Origin of the sequence: Streptomyces sediminimaris (assembly GCF_047049295.1) — a bacterium.
In the GTDB taxonomy this organism is placed as follows: Bacteria; Actinomycetota; Actinomycetes; order Streptomycetales; family Streptomycetaceae; genus Streptomyces; species Streptomyces sediminimaris.
The window spans coordinates 1,248,779-1,265,369 of sequence record NZ_JBJWOT010000001.1 but is presented as its reverse complement, the minus strand read 5'-3'; the positions used below and the strand labels follow the sequence as shown (position 1 = coordinate 1,265,369).

The window sequence follows — 16,591 nt, the reverse complement described above, 5'->3', positions numbered from 1 at the left end:
CGCATGGCTCAGCAGTCCTGGCCCTACGCCGCCTACAACACGGGAGCGGTGACCGACGAAGAGTACGAGGCGCTGGCTGCCCGGTTCTCCGACGACGGCGTGTACGGCATCCCCTCGGATACACAGGTCGTCGCCGCTGGCACCGGCCTGTCCGTGGACGTCCGCGCGGACGTGCGCGCGAGCGTGCGCGGGCACGGCTGGTACTCGGGCACGACCACCGTGAACCTCCCCATCTCTGCCAACGCGAGCGGTTCGACGCGGGTGGACTGGGTGGTGCTGCGCCTGGACCGCTCGACCTGGACCGTGGCGGCGACGACCCGCGAGGGCACCCCGGGTGCGGGCGTCCCGGCGTTGGTGCAGGACGAGGACGACTACAGCACCGGCGTGTACGAGATTCCGCTCGCCCAGGTCACGGTCCTCACTGGCGCCTCCGCGGTGAGCGTGACCCGGGCGGAGCTGTACGTGGGCACCCGGCTGCGGCCGTGCACCTCTTCAATCCGCAATCCGATGCCCCGCACCGGCGAGATCAACTACGAGGTAGATACCGGGCGGCTGATCCTGTGGAACGGCAGCACCTGGCGCACCGTGGCGGACGACTCCGGCGGTGTCGTCACCGTCAACTCGAAGTTGTCGGCGTGGGACTTCACCGTGGACAGCGTCCTGGAGAAGCGCAATGGGTCCGTGCACCTGAGGCTGGGGAGCTTCCAGCGCAAGGCGGGCACCCTCAGCGGCACGGCCGAAAGCCGTCTGCCGGTGCTCATCCCGGCCGCCTACCGCCACGCAAGCCGTGATCAGTACGCCATCTGCTACACCACCGGCCTCCAGGTCAGCCGCGCGATCATCTACAACCGGGGCAGCAACTTGGCCGGGCAGGTGTGGCTCACCAACCACCCCGCCATCAGCACTGGGGACTTCGTCCTGCCCGCTTCCGGAATCAGCTGGGTGGTGGACTGACCATGGCACGCAGTACCTTCGGCGCGACCCTCGCCGACTACGTGGTCCAGCCCTCCGACGGACTGTGGGCCGTCGCCGCGGGCGCCACCGTGACCTTCTGGGACGCCCCCGACGCGGGCACCCAGTACACCGACCTCCTCAACGGCGCCGGTTCGCCCATCACCGAGGTGGTGGCGGACGAATACGGGGCCATCCCGGAGTTCCAGGGCCCGGACTCCGTGACGGGCATGTGGGCGGACGCGGGCGGCAGCAGCCGCGCATGGATCCAGGCCCGCGGCACCGGTGCCGGGGGCGGCAGCTCGGCCGCGTACACGTCGCTGGTGCGGGTGGTCGCCTCGGCGACCGCGCCCGCCGACGTGCGCGCCGCCGCCACCTACCTGTGCGATGGCACCGCGGACCAGGTGGAGATCTTGGCGGCCATTGCCGACGCGCAGAACGAGGGCGGCGGTCGCGTGCTGCTGTCTGGCGGAGACTTCAACACCACGGCCCCCATTGTGATCGCGGGCACGGCGAACGAGGACGACCCGCAGACGGTCATCCTGGAGGGCTGTGGCGAGTTCACGACGATCATTCGGCCGGCCGCTGACGTCAACGCCATCGAGATCACGAACTGGGCGCAGTGCCATCTGCGGGACCTGGGCATGGTGATCTCCGGGGCGGGGAAGGGGATCGTGGCGACCGCGGTCACCACCGCCGGTGAGACTCGCTCGTTCTGGGACAGTTCGTTCCGGAACCTGCGGATCAACGGGGAGTACACCCCTACCTACACCGGCTGGGCCATGGACCTGGCGATGCCCTTCCGGAGCGTCTTCGACAACATCGAGATCGAGGGCGTCCGCAACGGCATCCACATCAGCAACGACTCGGCCGTCCAGAACGCTGGGGACTGCACCTTCAACAGGATGTTCATCGAGCTGGTCGGCGACAACGGCGTGGCCATCCACGTGGAATCGATCACCGGCAACATGAACCAGAACGACTTCAGCATGATCGAGGCTGGCGCCAACGGCGTCGGGTGCACGGGCATCCTCCTCGACGGCGCCGCCGGCAGCGCCTCGCAGCGGTTCTGGGGCACCAACCTGGAGCAGTTCGCCACGCTCGTCAACGTCCAGTCGGGCGAGTCCAACGTCTTCGATCTGAACTACGTGACCTGCAAGACCGGCGCGGCCGGGAACAAGGCCTTCGTCTTCGGCACGGCCGCGTTCAACAACCGGGTGAGCGCGAAGTGGGTCAACGTCGCGTCCGGCGACAGCCTCAGCGTCATCGAGGACTCGAACACCGTCAGCGAGGCGCCGAACGTCTTCGAGGCCATCCGCGTGGAGGCCAACTCGGGCAGCACGGTCACCTACAGCAAGGTCGCTTCCACGGTGCTGCGGGACATCGTCGGCCTCGACACCGGCACCCTGCAGGCCGGGCTGCAGCGCTACCCGCGCACGGACACCTCTGGCCCGCTGTGGACCCCAGCCGATCATGGGCTTCTGTCGTGGACGCAGGACCCTGCCACCCTCGGTGCCGGCACCGACACCATGACGGCCGGGGTGCTGTACCTGCTGGCCGTCAAGGTGGCCGACCCCACCGTGGTCACCAACGTGCACATCGGCGTCGGCGAGGCCGGGTCCGGGCTGACGGCCGGGCAGAACCGTGTCGGGCTCTACGACTCGGCGGGGACGCTGCTGTCCGGGTCGGCAGACCAGAGCGCCACGTTCGCGTCGGCCGGGCACCACGCCATCGCCCTGTCTTCGGCGCAGACGCTGGATCCGGGCGTCTACTACGTGGCCGTGCTGGCCAACGGCAGCACGCCGCCGCAGCTGGTCCGCGGGCACTCGTACTCGTCGAGCACCCTCAACGCCGGCCTGACCGCGGCCACCGCCCGGTTCCTGTCGTCCGGGTCCGGGCAGACGGCGCTGCCCGCGTCGGTGGCGCTCGCCTCCGGCGACACGGACTACGTCGCCCGCTGGGCAGCTCTCAGCTGAGCCTCGGCCCACCACCCGTGCGCCCTGCACTTGGCGCCCCGCGCCACCCGGGCCGGGGCTTTCATCTTGGGAGGACCAATGTCTGTACCCGCTGACGCGACCTCTGTTGCCTACAGCGCCTCGTACTACAACGGCGATATCGAACACCCGGGCGTGCCGCACATCGAGATCAGCGTGGGGTACGGGACGCAGCTGCCGGACGCCTCCACGAACGGAGAACTGCGGGAGCTCCTGGACCAGGCGCTTGCGGCCGCCTTCTTGGCTTTCCGGGACACCGTGGAGGGCGCGTACCCCGGCACGCCAGGCGGTGTCTCGCGTTCCTACACCGGCCCCGTGACGGGAGACCCGTTCCCGCCCGCGACCTGACCTTCACCGGTCCCGCCCCTGGCCCCGCACCACCGGTGCGGGGCTTCGTCATGTCTGGAGATCGCATGGCCACACCCCTGACCGCCACCGAGATGCTCGCCGCGCTCAAGGCCGAGGGCCTCACCGTGCACGAGCACGACGGGTGGAGAACCCACAACCGCGACCGTGCCACGGGCAAGAGGTTCGGCCCCGTCCACGGTGTCCTCATTCACCACACCGCCGGGCACGGCGACAAGGAGCTCTGCTATCGGGGCCGCTCCGACCTGCCGGGCCCCCTCTGCCACGGCTGGCTCGGCAAGACCGCCGGCCTGTGGATGATCGGTCACGGCCGCGCCAACCACGCCGGCCTCGTCGACCCGGACGTCATCGCGGCCGTCATCGCTGAGCGGGCCCTGCCGCACGACGACCACGCCACCATGGACGGCAACGACCTCCTGTACGGGCTGGAGATCGAGAATCTCGGCAACGGCCACGACCCGTACCCGGACGACCAGTACCACCAGGCCGTGCTGTGGGCCGCCGCAATCTGCCGCAAGCACGGCTGGACAGAGAAGTCCGTGGCCGGGCACAAGGAAGTCCAGCCGGGCAAGATCGACCCCAGCTTCGACATGGACGACTTCCGGGCCGACGTCAGGAAGCAGCTCGCCAGCAAGCCGGGCGGCACGACCAAGACCAGCAAGCCGAGCACCCCACGCGTCGACCTGTCCCGTCTGATCACGGCAGCCAGGACCGACCCCGGCGCCCGCCAGGGCCACGTCACCTATCTGGCCGGCACCAACCTTGTCGAGGCCGCCCTGGTCAAGATCGGGTACCTCGGCACCACGTATGCGGGCGACGGATCCTTCGGATCGGTCACGGTACGCGCGTACCGGAAGTGGCAGCTGCACCTGTACCCGGGCGCGAGCACCAGGCCGGGCGGCGCCGCCGACGGCATCCCCGGCAGGGACTCTCTCACCAAGCTCGGCGCGAAGACCGGGCTGTTCACCGTCGTCGCCTGATGAGCGCGCCGCGCGGTACGCCGCCGTCGGACTGGCCGGGCCTCGAGATGGTGGACATGACCCGGCTCACCGACGAGATCTTCTACGGCTGGCTGGCGCACGAGACCAACCCCACGTTCTGGCACTGGTGCGCCGCCCTGGCCGACGTGCCCGCGGACCGCACGGTGACGGGCCCGTGGGTAGCCGCCGGCACCGGCGCGCACACCCTCGTGGCCCGCGAGCCGCTGCACCTCGAGCCGAGCCTGTTGTGGAAGTGCTGCGGCCTGCACGGCTTCGTCCGCGGCGGGGTGTGGATCCCCGCCTGACCTGCACACAGAAGGGGGCACCATGCCCGCCCTGTTCATATCCGTCATACGTACGGCCGTCCCGCTCGTCGCGGGCTGGCTCCTCACTCTGTTCGTCAAGGCCGGCATCACCATCAGCTCGCAGACGGTGACGTACGCGGTCACCTTCGCTCTGGTCATCGTCTATTACGCGCTGTTCCGGCTGCTCGAGATCCTCGGCACGAAGCTGCGCGGCAGCAAGCTGCAGACGTTGGCCGGCATGTTTCTCGGCTGGGCACGGCCTCCGGAGTATCCGAACATCGACGACGACCTGCCCCCGCTCACCGGCTACACCAGCAGTTCCTGACCCAGGCCAGCGATCGAGAGGAGGGCCGTTGGCTGCACAGCTGCTGGGTCTGTCACCCACCGATATCGGGGCCGCGGCCCTCGTCGGTGTCATCGTCCTCCTGGTCCTGCGCGGCCAGTTGGTTCCGCGCCGCCAGCTCGAGGACCTCCGCGCCGACAAGGACCGCCAGATCGATGACCTGCGCGCCGAACGGGACACCTGGCGCCAGGCCCACGCCGTCAGCGAGGAGGCCCGCCGCGAGTCGCAGGACCAGGCGGGCGAACTCCTGGAGCTGAGCCGGACTGCGGGCTACTTCTTTGCCGCTCTACCGCGAGCCGCGCGGGAGGTGAGCAGCCGTGCCGACGTGGATCAGGCGCCCACTGCGCCGCCACCGTGACGAGAACGAGGACCGTCCGATGACCGAGGGACAGCGCGAGGCGAACGCCGCATTGGGCCGGGCGAAGGACGCTCGGGCGAGGGTGCGGGCACAGGCCGGGCAGGTGCGCGCCGAGGCGGAGGGGTGGAGGGCTCGGCGCGAGCGGAACCACTTCGCCGAGCTGATCACGGAAACCGTGCTGGGGGGTGGGCGAAAGTGACACTTGCGCAGGTGGCGAATGCTGCTGTCTCGGGAATCGTCCCCGTCTGTGCGGCCGTGTTCATGGTGACCTACCACCGGCGGGCGCCCTGGCGGTCATCAGGCATGGGCTGGTACCTGATGGTGTTCGTCGCCACGATCGGCCTGCTCGGCTCCTACACCATCGTCATGACGGTGCTCGGCCCCCATGGGCTGGCTGCGTCCGCGATGCGCATTATCCGCGCGTGTCTGCTGCTGACCGTCGCAGGGCTCCTGCTGCAAGGAGCACGAGCCGTACGGCGCGCGCAAAGACGCTCCTGATAGCGAGGCGGCCAGCACCGGGCCCCCTCCCGCCCTCGGGCGGGAGGGGGCCCTTTCGTCATGGCCAGACGCAGTCACGCCGTGTGACGCCGTCTTGACGGCTGATCTCCCGCACGACCACGGTGTGATGCACCAACGTGCAACACCTCGCGGAGGAGACCGCCATGCGCCTGAAGTTCCTCGGCATCATCCCGAACACCCCCAACGTCGACAGCCCGACAATCTGGCTCGACGAGGACACTGGTGACCTGCTCATCCAGTCGTACAAGGCCACCGAGGAGGACGTGAAGGCATGCCAGGAGGTCGGCTCGATCCCCGGGCACTCCACCGAGGTGCCCGACCACGAGACGATCATCAGGTTGCCCGCAGTGATGCGTCAGTTCCTGCCCCGTGAAGAGGCCGACCGTGAGCTTTCCTGACCACCTCCGCGCCACCGAGCGCACAGCGTTCCACCTGGAGATGCGCGACAGCTACACCCCCACCGACCCGACGTACCTGGCCTGGAAGCGTGGCGAGGACGTCGACTTCCAGGCCGTGTTCCAGCCATGGGCGGACCTGGTGCGCGAGGCCACCAGCCGCGGCGTCATCGTGCGGCGCGCCCGCATCGTGTCCGAACCGGTCACCGACTACATCAAGTTCGAGCACGCCACCACGACCATGAACCTCGACGCCGGCGAAGAGGTGCGCTGGCTGCCCCGCCGCCAGGCCTCCGACATCGCCCTGCCCGGCAACGACTTCTGGATCCTCGACGGCCGGCTCGTACGGTTCGGGCACTTCTCCGGTGACGGCGACGTCCTCGGCGAGGAGTGGACGGAGGAGCCGGCAGTCGCCGGCCTGTGCGCCGCCGCGTTCGCCGCGGTCTGGGAGCGGGCCATCCCGCACGAGGACTACAAGGTCTAGCCGCCCGCATGCCCGCGTCACCGTCTTCCAGCGCCGAGGCCGCACGCCAGTCCCTCGCTGCCCGCCTGCGGGACCTGCGCCTGGACGCCGAGTTGACGGTGCGCGGGCTCGCCGAGCGCACTGGCTTCAGCCACTCCAAGGTGTCGCGGATCGAGAACACACGGACGAGGCCGGCCCCGGAGGACATCCGCGCGTGGGCGCGCGCGTGCGCTGCGCAGGAGCAGGCCGAGGAGCTGGTTGCCGCGCTGCGCGCGGTCGACGGCATGTGGGTGGAGTGGTCCCGCATGGAACGGGCCGGTCTGAAGGCCGCTCAGGAGTCGGTGCGGCCGCTGTACGAGCGCACGCACGCTCACCGCGTGTACGACGGTTGGCTCATCCCCGGACTGTTGCAGACCATGGCGTACACGCGGGCGATCCTGCACGCCACCCGTCGGCGTCGCGGGCTGATCGACGATGTGGACGCTGCGGTCGTCGAGCGGATGGACCGCCAGCACGTCCTGTACGAGGGGCCGAGGACGTTCGCGTTCGTGCTGGAGGAGTCCGTGCTCCGCAACGGGATCGGCGGCCGGGAGGTGATGCGTGAGCAGCTGCGGCACCTGCTCACGGCGGGTTTCCTGCCGCACGTCTCCCTGGGCATCGTGCCGATGCAGCCGGACCGTGCGGTGCAGCGGCCGGTCGAGGACTTCTGGATTTTCGACAGCTCGCAGGTGGCCGTTGAGCTGGTCTCCGGCTACCTGACCATCACCCAGCCCCGCGAAATCAGCATGTACGCCCGGGTGTTCCAGGAGCTGCACCAGCTCGCGGTGCACGGCGACAGCGCCCGGGCCCTCATTCACGAGGCGATCACCGCCCTCGGATGAATTGGTGCACCAACGTGCACCACGCTGGAACCCCACGTCGCGTCATCCGTACGGTCCGTAACAGAAAACCCCGGCGACCGCTGACACGGTCCCGGGAGCGGCCGACTGGATGGAGTCGACATGGCCGAGACTACGCAGACCGCGCCCCAGACGGAAACCCCCAGTTCATCCGCCCAGGGCAGCACGCGTTCGTGGGCGTACTGCGCGTGGCACAAGGCGTACAGCGACACGACCCGCCTCGTGCAGCTGGAGGACGCAGGTTCAGGGTTCGGTGTCCCCGGCCTCTTCGCGTGCGCGCCGTGCCGTGAGGTGCACGGCCTGGTCCCGCTCGCCGACCGGCCGTGAGCGTCGAGGCTGTCAGCCCGGAGTGCACGATGCAGATGCACCGGTTCTGTGCCGGGCCCAAGGTGATCCGCCGTAAGGGCGCCCCGTCGTGGGAGACGCCCGTCCTGACCCTGCGCTGCGGCTGTTCCTGCCACGGCCGCCGCCGATCAACCGCTGTGAAGACGGGAGTCGCCTTGTGAGGAAGGACCCTCTGCCGCGTGTGCCGAACGGCCACGGTTACTGCTGGGCGGAGCAGCCGCGTACACAGGCGCGGTGCACTCAGCCCGTCGGGCATCCGCCGCGGGAAGGCAATGGCGGGCACTGGAACCCCTACACGCGCAGCAGCTGGTAGGCCCCCGGTGCCGGCCCGGGCCGATGGGGCCGGTAGCGGGTGAAGCGGGCGGCCGTCCCCGCGTCCCCCGTCGGGGGCGGCCGCCTCAGCGGACCAGGTCGGCGAGCTGCACGCCGATGGCGTCGGCGATACGGATCAGCGTGTCCAGCTTCGGAGAGGAGTGGCCTTGCTCAATACGGCTGTAGGTGGCGACGTCGATGCCGGACCGGCCGCACACGTCCTGCTGGCTGAGGTTGTGGTGCTCGCGCACCCGGCGGATCCGTTCCCCGACCTGGCGCCGGCGGGCAAGGACCCGTTCGTCGGGTGGGGTGGGACGTGGCACCCGTCCACGCTCCCGACGTCATGATCAAAACGGATTAGGGTCGACCCTAATTTGTTTGATCATGGTCGGGCAGGTAGATATATGCATAGTGCAGCTTGCGCCCTTGATCGCCCGCCCCGTCGGAGTCCCGGAAGACTCCGGCGGGGCGGGTTTCTGCATGCCCCAGGACACGCTGCCCCGTCGTGCGGAACACCTCTGGTCCTCCGCACGACGGGGCAGCGTTCGAACGCCGGCGTCTCACGCATATCTCACAGATCTGGCGTGTGATGTACGCCGAACCTTGTCCGACCTGCGGTTTCCTGGATCTCACGGACCTCACGGACGCTGAGAACGCCACGTAAGCTAGGGGCATGGCCTACGAGATTCCGGTGACGCAAGCCAGGGCTGAGCTCGCCGATCTGATCAACCGGGTGGTCTACGGCAAGGAGCGCGTCGTCGTGACGCGCCACGGAAAGCCCCTCGTCGCCCTGGTTTCCGCCGCTGACCTGGAACGACTCGACGCGCTCGATCAGCCCGCCGACGAGCAGGTGATCAGCGCGGTCTCCCGGGTGCACGAGGCCGGTTCCGCTCCGCGCGAACGGCAGCGGTTCGGTATCGCGGCGGAGCACCGGGGGCCGGCTCCCTCGTAGGGGCACTCCTCGGTGAACGGCCCGACGGCGGACGCAGGCACCGTGTGTCCCCGTCCGCCGCGGCGGGTGCGCAGGGCCGGTTCGGGGTGGTTGAGCCTCAGCCCGCGGGCCCGGCGACCGCCGGCGTCGCCGGCGCGCCGTATACGGTCCGGTCCTCGATCGCGTCCCGGGCGGTGGCCTCGCCGCAGTGGGGCTGGATCTCGAAGGCACCCGCGTGCCGGGCCCGCTGATGCTCCGTCCGTGGCGCGGCGGCGGGCCCGGCCACGCCGAGCGGCAGGTCGCGGGGGTGCCGTGCGGCGGCCGGCCGGGCAAGGGCGGCCCACAGGGCGACGGCGCCACCGTGCGCGTCGCGCGCAGCGGCTGCCGCCACGCCGCGTCCGCGCGGGACGCGCCGAAGGAGGCCGGTCCGCCGGCCGGGGCGGCGTACCGCTGCCGCAGCGGCAGGGACCCGCTCATCCCCGCGATCACCGCCGCGGCGCTCGGCCAGGCCCACGAGGGCTGCGAGGAGCCGGCCGGCAGCAGCCCGCCCCCGCCCCCGCCGCCGGACGTCCTGGTGGCCTCGGTGCCCGGCGGGGTGCGCGCCGCCGAAGGTCCGTGACCGCGGACGGGCGGCCCGCGTTCCCGCGGCTGCTCGTCGTTCCCGCGGCTGGTCGTCCAGGCGTGGACGGAGACACTCCGCGACGGCGGCCTCGCGGCCGTGCCGCGCGAGGGCTGCGGCGCGGTGCCGCCGGACCCCGGCGCGGCTCGTCGAGGCGTGCCGGCGAACCGGGACGCCGCGGCCGGATGCGGCCCCGGACCACGTGGCGCGCACGCGATGACGGCCGCGGCGGTGGGCCCCCGCCCGGCAGGTCCCGTTCGCTCCCGCGCCGGGACAGGTCCCGCGCGACGGGCTCCGCGGGCTGAGGAGCGCACGGGAGCGGCGCGCCGGATCACAGCCCGGTTAACGTGGCCGAAACGCGCTCCAACTAGCCTCCGGTCCACGCCATCAGGGACGTCGCCCCGTGGCCGCGGCAACCGGGCCCCGCACGGTCCGGGCGAGGACTGTGAGGTGGGACGTGCAACTGACCCCGCACGAGCAAGAGAGGCTGCTGATCCACGTCGCGGCCGACGTCGCCGGCAAGCGCCGGGCCCGCGGGCTGCGGCTCAACCACCCCGAAGCGGTCGCGCTCATCACCTCGCACATCCTCGAAGGCGCCCGTGACGGCCGCACGGTGGCCGACCTCATGGCCTCCGGGCGCACGCTGCTCACCCGCGACGACGTCATGGAGGGCATCCCCGAGATGATCCACGACGTCCAGGTGGAGGCGACCTTCCCCGACGGCACCAAGCTCGTCACCGTCCACGACCCGATCGTCTGAGGTGCCGCGATGATTCCCGGCGAGATCCTGTTCGCGGACGAGCCCGTCGTCTGCAACGAGGGCCGCGAGGTCACCCGGCTGACCGTCCTCAACGCCGCCGACCGGCCGGTGCAGGTCGGTTCCCACTACCACTTCGCCGAGGCCAACCCCGGTCTTGACTTCGACCGCGCCGCCGCGCGCGGCAGACGGCTCAACGTCCCCGCCGGCACCGCCGTGCGCTTCGAACCCGGCATCCCCGTCGAGGTGGAACTCGTCCCGCTCACCGGCGCCCGGGTCGTGCCCGGACTGCGCGGGGAGACCCGAGGTGCCCTCGATGCCTGAGATCTCGCGCGCCGCCTACGCCGACCTGTTCGGACCCACCACCGGCGACCGGATCCGGCTCGCCGACACCGACCTGCTGATCGAGATCGAGGAGGACCGCTGCGGCGGGCCCGGACTCGCCGGCGACGAGGCGGTGTTCGGCGGCGGCAAGGTCATCCGCGAGTCCATGGGCCAGTCCCGTGTCACCCGCGCGGACGGCGCCCCGGACACCGTCGTCACCGGCGCGGTGATCGTCGACCACTGGGGGATCGTCAAGGCCGACGTAGGACTCCGCGACGGCCGGATCACCGGCATCGGCAAGGCAGGCAACCCCGACACCATGGACGGCGTCCACCCGGACCTCGTGATCGGCCCCGAGACGGAGGTCATCGCCGGCAACGGGCGGATCCTGACCGCCGGCGCCATCGACGCACACGTCCACTTCATCTGCCCGCAGATCGCCGACGAGGCGCTCTCCGCCGGCATCACGACGCTGGTGGGCGGCGGCACGGGGCCGGCCGAGGGATCGAAGGCGACCACGGTGACGCCCGGTCCGTGGCATCTGGCGCGGATGCTGGAGGCGATGGAGCACCACCCGCTCAACATCGGCCTGCTCGGCAAGGGCAACACCGTCTCCCACGAGGCGATGCTCTCGCAGATCCGCGGCGGCGCCCTGGGCCTGAAGCTGCACGAGGACTGGGGCTCGACCCCGGCCGTCATCGACGCCTCGCTGACCGTCGCCGAGCAGACCGGCATCCAGGTCGCCATCCACACGGACACGCTCAACGAGGCCGGTTTCGTGGGCGACACGCTCGCCGCGATCGCCGGGCGCGGCATCCACGCGTACCACACCGAGGGCGCGGGCGGCGGGCACGCCCCGGACATCATGACCGTCGTCTCCGAGCCGCACGTGCTGCCGAGCTCGACGAACCCGACGCGCCCGTTCACCGTCAACACCGCCGAGGAACACCTCGACATGCTGATGGTGTGCCACCACCTCAACGCGGCGGTGCCGGAGGACCTCGCCTTCGCCGAGTCGCGCATCCGGCCGTCCACCATCGGCGCGGAGGACATCCTGCACGACCTGGGCGCCATCTCGATCATCTCCTCCGACTCCCAGGCCATGGGGCGGGTCGGTGAGGTCGTGCTGCGCACCTGGCAGACGGCGCACGTGATGAAGCGGCGGCGGGGCGTGCTGCCGGGCGACGGACGGGCGGACAACCGGCGGGTGCGGCGCTACGTCGCGAAGTACACCATCAACCCCGCCCTGGCGCAGGGCCTCGCCCGGCAGATCGGGTCGGTGGAGACCGGCAAGCTCGCCGACCTCGTGCTGTGGGAACCGGCGTTCTTCGGCGTCAAGCCGCACCTCGTCATCAAGGGCGGGCAGATCGCCTACGCGCAGATGGGCGACGCCAACGCCTCCATCCCGACGCCGCAGCCGGTCCTGCCGCGGCCGATGTACGGGGCGATCGGACGGGCGCCCGCCGCCAACTCCGTCAACTTCGTCGCGCCGCTCGCGATCGAGGACGGGCTGCCGGAGCGGCTCCAGCTGGGCAAGCGGTTCGTCGCGATCGAGTCGACGCGCGGGGTGACCAAGGCGGACATGCGCGAGAACGACGCGCGGCCGCGGGTGCGGGTCGACCCCGACAGCTTCGCCGTGCACATCGACGGGGAGCTGGCGGAGGCCGAGCCGGCCGCCGAACTTCCCATGGCCCAGCGGTACTTCCTCTTCTGACGTGGCGTGACGCCGAGGTGATGTGATGTCGAGGGCTGCACTGCTGGTGCTGGCCGACGGGCGGTTTCCCGCCGGAGGGCACGCGCATTCCGGCGGGGCCGAGGAGGCGGTGAAGGCCGGGCGGATCACCGGGGGCGCGAGCCTGGAGGAGTTCTGCCGGGGGCGATTGCACACGGCCGGGCTGGTCGCCGCGTCCGTGGCGGCCGCCGGTGCACTCGGTGCGGACGTGGGTGAGCTGGACGCGGCCGCGGACGCGCGGACTCCCTCCCCTGCCCTGCGGGTCGCCGCCCGGCGGCTGGGGCGGCAGCTGACGCGGGCCGCGCGGGCGGCCTGGCCGTGCGGAGAACTCGACGCCCTGGCACGGCAGTTTCCCAAGGGGGCCCACCAGGCCGTGGTGCTGGGGGTGGTGGCCCGGGCCGCGGGGCTGGGTCCCTCGGACGCGGCCCACTGCGCGGCATACGAGTCCGTGAGCGGGCCGGCCGGGGCGGTGGTGCGGCTGCTGAGCCTTGATCCGTTCGACGCGACGGGGGTGCTGGCCCGGCTCGCGCCGGAAGTCGACCGGGTGGCGGATCGGGCGGTGGAGGCGGCGCGAGTCGTCGCCGAGAAGGGGGCCGATGCCCTGCCCGCGGCGTCGGCGCCGCTGCTGGAGATCGGCGCGCAGGCCCATGCCGGCTGGGCCGTGCGGTTGTTCGCCTCGTGAGCGGGACCGCCCTCGGGCCCCTGCCCTTCCCGTCCCCCCGGGGGGCTGCCGTCCCTGGAAAGTCCCGTCCTCACCGTGGCAACAAGCAAGGGAGCCGTTCCTCATGCACCTCGACCACTCGCACACCCACGGCGGGCCCTCCGCGCTCAGCGCCGACGCCCGCCGCCCCGACGGATCGCGGCGTGCCCTGCGGATCGGGCTCGGGGGGCCGGTCGGATCGGGGAAGACCGCGACCGTCGCCGCTCTCTGCCGGGCCCTGCGGGGGGAGTTGTCGCTCGCTGTCGTGACCAATGACATCTACACGCGCGAGGACGCCGACTTCCTGTTGCGGGAGGCGGTGCTGCCGCCGGAGCGCATCACGGCCGTGGAGACCGGGGCCTGTCCGCACACCGCGATCCGGGACGACATCTCCGCGAACCTGGAGGCCGTGGAGGATCTGGAGGACGAGGCCGGGCCGTTGGACCTGATCCTGGTCGAGTCCGGCGGGGACAATCTCACCGCGACCTTCTCCAAGGGGCTCGTCGACGCCCAGATCTTCGTGATCGACGTCGCGGGGGGCGACGACATCCCGCGCAAGGGCGGGCCCGGGGTGAGCACCGCCGATCTGCTCGTCGTCAACAAGACCGACCTCGCGCCGTACGTCGGGTCCGATCTCGACCGGATGGCCACCGACGCCAAGGCGCAGCGGGCCGAACTGCCCGTCGTCTTCCAGTCGTTGCGCGGCGGGGCCGGGGTGCGGGACGTCGCCGGCTGGGTGCGGGGGCGGCTCGCCGCGTGGACGGCCTGAGCGTGAGCGGGGTGCGGGCCACGGCCCGGATCGTGGCCCGTCCGGACGGCAGGGGCGGTACGGCGCTGCCGGTGCTGGAGGGGGCCGGGCCGCTGGCGCCGCGGCGGACGCGGGGGAGCGCCGAGGAGGCCCGGGTGGTGCTCGTCGGGGCGATGAGCGGGCCGCTCGGCGGCGACGAGTTCGCGGTGCGGGCGCGGGCGGAGCGCGGGGCGCGGCTGCGCGTCGGGTCGGCCGCGGCCACCATCGCGCTGCCCGGGCAGGCCAAGGGCGCGGCGCGTTACGACGTGCGGCTCCGGGTCGACGGCGGGGGTGAACTGAGCTGGCTGCCCGAGCAGTTGATCTGCGCACGGGGGAGTGATCTGCACGTCACCACCAGGGCCGAACTCGCCGCCGGGGCCCGGCTCGTGCTGCGCGAGGAGCAGGTGCTCGGGCGGGCCGGCGAGGAACCCGGGCGGCTGACCAGCCGTCTGACGGTGTGCGTCGAGGGACGGCCCGTGCTCGACCAGGAGCTGGCCTGCGGGCCCGGGGCGCCGGGCGGCTGGGACGGTCCCGCCGTGCTGGGCGGACATCGGGCGGTCGGGCAACTCGTGGTGGTACGGCCCGAGTTCGGGGAAAGACCGGTGACGGCGCGGGTACTGGGGGAGGGCGCGGCGGTCGTGCCGCTCGCCGGTCCGGCCGCGCTGGTCAGTGCCGTGGCCCGTGACGGGCTGCGGTTGCGGCGGGTGCTGGACGCAGCGCTGGCCGCGCTTCGGTGACGCTCCGCTGAGCGGGACGCCCTTCTCCGTTTATCGGAATGGCAAAGAACGTAAACGCCCCCTGTTCTCAGGCGGTTCACAGCCGACAGGATCGCCCTGACCACAACCTGACGCAGGGGGAGGCTCCCACTTTGAGGGGAATGAGACCGAACAGGCGGCTGACCGCGCTCGGTTCGGCCGGGGTGCTCGTCACCGCCACGCTCGTGGCCGGTGCCGTCGCGGCGCCCGGTGCCAGCGCCACCACGGACACCTGGGGCGGCCAGGGCCGCGAGGCCCGCGGCGCGGCCATCGCCGCCCGGCAGGCGGCCAGGACCGGCGTCGACTGGGCGGACTGCCCGGCCGGCTGGGGCCTGGCCAAGCCCATCCGGTGCGGCTGGGTCAGCGTGCCGGTGGACTACGCCGAGCCGTACGGCAAGCACATCAAGCTCGCCGTCGACCGGATCGCCAGCACCGGGACGAAGAACGAACGGCAGGGCTCGCTCGTCTACAACCCGGGCGGGCCGGGCGGCTCCGGCCTGCGTTTCCCGACCCGGGTCACCAGCAGGAACCCGGTCTGGGCGAACGTGGCCAAGGCGTACGACTTCGTGGGCTTCGACCCGCGCGGCGTCGGCCACTCCGCGCCCATCTCCTGTGTCGACCCGCAGGAGTTCGTGAAGGCGCCCAAGCCGGACCCGGTGCCGGACGGCGAGGCGGACAAACTGTCCCAGCGCAAGCTGGCCCGCGAGTACGCCGACGGCTGCGCCGAGCGCACCGGCACGGCGATGCTCTCGCAGATGACCACCCCCAACACCGTGCGCGACCTGGACGTGATCCGTGCCGCGCTCGGTGAGAAGAAGCTCAACTACCTGGGGGTCTCCTACGGCACCTACATCGGCGCCGTCTACGGCACCCTGTTCCCCGGCCATCTGCGCCGCATGATCGTGGACAGCGTGGTCAACCCGTCGCGGCAGAAGATCTGGTACCAGGCCAACCTGGACCAGGACGTCGCCTTCGAGGGCCGCTGGAAGGACTGGGAGGACTGGGTCGCCGCCCACGACGCCGCCTTCCACCTCGGCACCACGCGCGCCGCCGTCCAGGCGAGGTGGCTCCAGCTGCGCGCCACCGCCAAGAAGAACCCGATCGGCGGGGTCGTCGGCCCGGCCGAGCTCATCGGCTTCTTCCAGAACGCCCCGTACTACGACTCCGCGTGGGTGCCGGTCGCGAGGGTGTTCAGCGAGTACTTCGCCGGCGACACCCGGGCGCTGATCGGCGCGGCCGCCCCCGACATGTCCGACACCGCGGGCAACACCGCCGCGGAGAACGGCAACGCGGTCTACACGGCGGTGGAGTGCACGGACGCCAGGTGGCCCACCAGCTGGCACAGGTGGGACCGGGACAACACCGCGCTCGACGTGGAGCACCCGTTCATGACCTGGGCCAACGCCTGGCTGAACCTGCCGTGCGCCACCTGGCCGGTGCGGCAGCGCCACCCGGTGGAGGTCAGGACGCACAAGGGCCTGCCGCGGGTCCTGATCGTGCAGTCCACGCGGGACGCCGCCACCCCGTACGGCGGCGCCGTCGAGCTGCACCACCGCTTCAGGGGCTCCCGGCTGATCACCGAGAAGGACGCGGGCTCGCACGGTGTGACCGGCCTGGTCAACCCGTGCGTGAACCGTAAGGTGGACGCCTATCTGCTCAGCGGCCGGCTGGACGCCGCGGACGTGACCTGCGCCCCGCACGCCACGCCCGAGCCGTAACCGGCACCGCCACGACGTGAGGGGCGGCCGGAACCTCT

Annotated in this window: 23 protein-coding genes; 22 read left to right on the top strand and 1 reads right to left on the bottom strand. The window is 71.6% G+C overall.

Annotated features, from left to right (window positions below; genetic code table 11):
- Window positions 1-3: 3 nt before the first annotated feature.
- The 13 genes from ACJ9NR_RS05755 (at window position 4) to ACJ9NR_RS05700 (ending at window position 7,900) form a co-directional block, all read left to right on the top strand.
- Window positions 4-954 (top strand): hypothetical protein, encoded by a 951-nt coding sequence (locus ACJ9NR_RS05755; protein WP_412489409.1) that lies wholly within the window; start codon window positions 4-6, stop codon window positions 952-954.
- A 2-nt stretch (window positions 955-956) separates the two neighbouring features.
- A complete protein-coding gene (locus ACJ9NR_RS05750) occupies window positions 957-2,927 on the top strand; it encodes a hypothetical protein (RefSeq protein ID WP_412489410.1) in 1,971 nt (656 codons plus the stop codon).
- Between the two features lie 78 nt (window positions 2,928-3,005).
- Window positions 3,006-3,293, top strand: a complete 288-nt coding sequence (locus ACJ9NR_RS05745) for a hypothetical protein (RefSeq protein WP_412489411.1) — start codon at window positions 3,006-3,008, stop codon at window positions 3,291-3,293.
- A gap of 65 nt (window positions 3,294-3,358) precedes the next feature.
- Window positions 3,359-4,291 (top strand): N-acetylmuramoyl-L-alanine amidase, encoded by a 933-nt coding sequence (locus ACJ9NR_RS05740; RefSeq protein ID WP_412489412.1) that lies wholly within the window; start codon window positions 3,359-3,361, stop codon window positions 4,289-4,291.
- Window positions 4,291-4,596: a hypothetical protein gene (locus ACJ9NR_RS05735; RefSeq protein WP_412489413.1), complete on the top strand. Its 306-nt coding sequence runs from the start codon at window positions 4,291-4,293 to the stop codon at window positions 4,594-4,596. Before ACJ9NR_RS05740 ends, ACJ9NR_RS05735 begins: the two co-directional genes overlap by 1 nt.
- A 22-nt stretch (window positions 4,597-4,618) precedes the next feature.
- Window positions 4,619-4,921, top strand: coding sequence for a hypothetical protein (locus ACJ9NR_RS05730; RefSeq protein WP_412489414.1), 303 nt, complete (start codon window positions 4,619-4,621; stop codon window positions 4,919-4,921).
- Window positions 4,922-4,949: 28 nt separating this feature from the next.
- On the top strand, window positions 4,950-5,297 hold the full coding sequence (locus ACJ9NR_RS05725; protein ID WP_412489415.1) for a hypothetical protein: 348 nt from the start codon (window positions 4,950-4,952) through the stop codon (window positions 5,295-5,297).
- Window positions 5,257-5,496, top strand: coding sequence for a DUF7620 family protein (locus ACJ9NR_RS41705; protein ID WP_434056974.1), 240 nt, complete (start codon window positions 5,257-5,259; stop codon window positions 5,494-5,496). The genes ACJ9NR_RS05725 and ACJ9NR_RS41705 overlap by 41 nt, the downstream gene beginning before the upstream one ends.
- Window positions 5,497-5,507: 11 nt before the next feature.
- Window positions 5,508-5,795, top strand: coding sequence for a putative phage holin (locus ACJ9NR_RS05720; RefSeq protein WP_412489416.1), 288 nt, complete (start codon window positions 5,508-5,510; stop codon window positions 5,793-5,795).
- 164 nt (window positions 5,796-5,959) lie between these two features.
- Window positions 5,960-6,214 carry a hypothetical protein gene (locus tag ACJ9NR_RS05715; RefSeq protein WP_412489417.1) on the top strand — a complete coding sequence of 85 codons (255 nt, stop codon included), beginning with the start codon at window positions 5,960-5,962 and terminating at the stop codon, window positions 6,212-6,214.
- Entirely contained in the window at window positions 6,201-6,695 is a 495-nt protein-coding gene (locus ACJ9NR_RS05710) for a DUF6879 family protein (RefSeq protein ID WP_412489418.1), read from the top strand. Before ACJ9NR_RS05715 ends, ACJ9NR_RS05710 begins: the two co-directional genes overlap by 14 nt.
- 8 nt (window positions 6,696-6,703) lie before the next feature.
- Window positions 6,704-7,555 (top strand): helix-turn-helix domain-containing protein, encoded by an 852-nt coding sequence (locus ACJ9NR_RS05705; RefSeq protein ID WP_412489419.1) that lies wholly within the window; start codon window positions 6,704-6,706, stop codon window positions 7,553-7,555.
- Between the two features lie 120 nt (window positions 7,556-7,675).
- The gene (locus tag ACJ9NR_RS05700) at window positions 7,676-7,900 is read left to right on the top strand and encodes a hypothetical protein (RefSeq protein WP_412489420.1); all 225 of its coding nucleotides are present in this window, start codon (window positions 7,676-7,678) and stop codon (window positions 7,898-7,900) included.
- 416 nt (window positions 7,901-8,316) lie between these two features.
- Here the strand turns inward: ACJ9NR_RS05700 and ACJ9NR_RS05695 are convergent, their stop codons facing one another.
- Window positions 8,317-8,553, bottom strand: a complete 237-nt coding sequence (locus ACJ9NR_RS05695; RefSeq protein ID WP_412489421.1) for a helix-turn-helix domain-containing protein — start codon at window positions 8,551-8,553, stop codon at window positions 8,317-8,319.
- A gap of 350 nt (window positions 8,554-8,903) precedes the next feature.
- Between ACJ9NR_RS05695 and ACJ9NR_RS05690 the strand changes: the two genes are divergently transcribed.
- From ACJ9NR_RS05690 to ACJ9NR_RS05650, 9 genes are all read left to right on the top strand, one after another.
- The gene (locus tag ACJ9NR_RS05690; protein ID WP_412489422.1) at window positions 8,904-9,182 is read left to right on the top strand and encodes a type II toxin-antitoxin system Phd/YefM family antitoxin; all 279 of its coding nucleotides are present in this window, start codon (window positions 8,904-8,906) and stop codon (window positions 9,180-9,182) included.
- Window positions 9,183-9,369: 187 nt separating this feature from the next.
- A complete protein-coding gene (locus ACJ9NR_RS05685; RefSeq protein ID WP_412489423.1) occupies window positions 9,370-9,780 on the top strand; it encodes a hypothetical protein in 411 nt (136 codons plus the stop codon).
- 457 nt (window positions 9,781-10,237) lie between these two features.
- Window positions 10,238-10,540, top strand: coding sequence for an urease subunit gamma (locus ACJ9NR_RS05680; protein ID WP_412489424.1), 303 nt, complete (start codon window positions 10,238-10,240; stop codon window positions 10,538-10,540).
- A gap of 9 nt (window positions 10,541-10,549) precedes the next feature.
- Window positions 10,550-10,861: an urease subunit beta gene (locus ACJ9NR_RS05675; RefSeq protein ID WP_412489425.1), complete on the top strand. Its 312-nt coding sequence runs from the start codon at window positions 10,550-10,552 to the stop codon at window positions 10,859-10,861.
- Window positions 10,854-12,575, top strand: coding sequence for an urease subunit alpha (locus ACJ9NR_RS05670; RefSeq protein WP_412489426.1), 1,722 nt, complete (start codon window positions 10,854-10,856; stop codon window positions 12,573-12,575). The genes ACJ9NR_RS05675 and ACJ9NR_RS05670 overlap by 8 nt, the downstream gene beginning before the upstream one ends.
- Before the next feature lie 25 nt (window positions 12,576-12,600).
- The gene (locus ACJ9NR_RS05665; protein WP_412489427.1) at window positions 12,601-13,275 is read left to right on the top strand and encodes an urease accessory protein UreF; all 675 of its coding nucleotides are present in this window, start codon (window positions 12,601-12,603) and stop codon (window positions 13,273-13,275) included.
- A gap of 103 nt (window positions 13,276-13,378) precedes the next feature.
- Window positions 13,379-14,062, top strand: a complete 684-nt coding sequence (gene ureG / locus ACJ9NR_RS05660) for an urease accessory protein UreG (RefSeq protein WP_412489428.1) — start codon at window positions 13,379-13,381, stop codon at window positions 14,060-14,062.
- The gene (locus ACJ9NR_RS05655) at window positions 14,050-14,817 is read left to right on the top strand and encodes an urease accessory protein UreD (protein ID WP_412489429.1); all 768 of its coding nucleotides are present in this window, start codon (window positions 14,050-14,052) and stop codon (window positions 14,815-14,817) included. The genes ureG and ACJ9NR_RS05655 overlap by 13 nt, the downstream gene beginning before the upstream one ends.
- Before the next feature lie 131 nt (window positions 14,818-14,948).
- Complete coding sequence (locus ACJ9NR_RS05650) at window positions 14,949-16,553, top strand: alpha/beta hydrolase (RefSeq protein WP_412489430.1); 1,605 nt, start codon at window positions 14,949-14,951, stop codon at window positions 16,551-16,553.
- Window positions 16,554-16,591 lie beyond the last annotated feature (38 nt).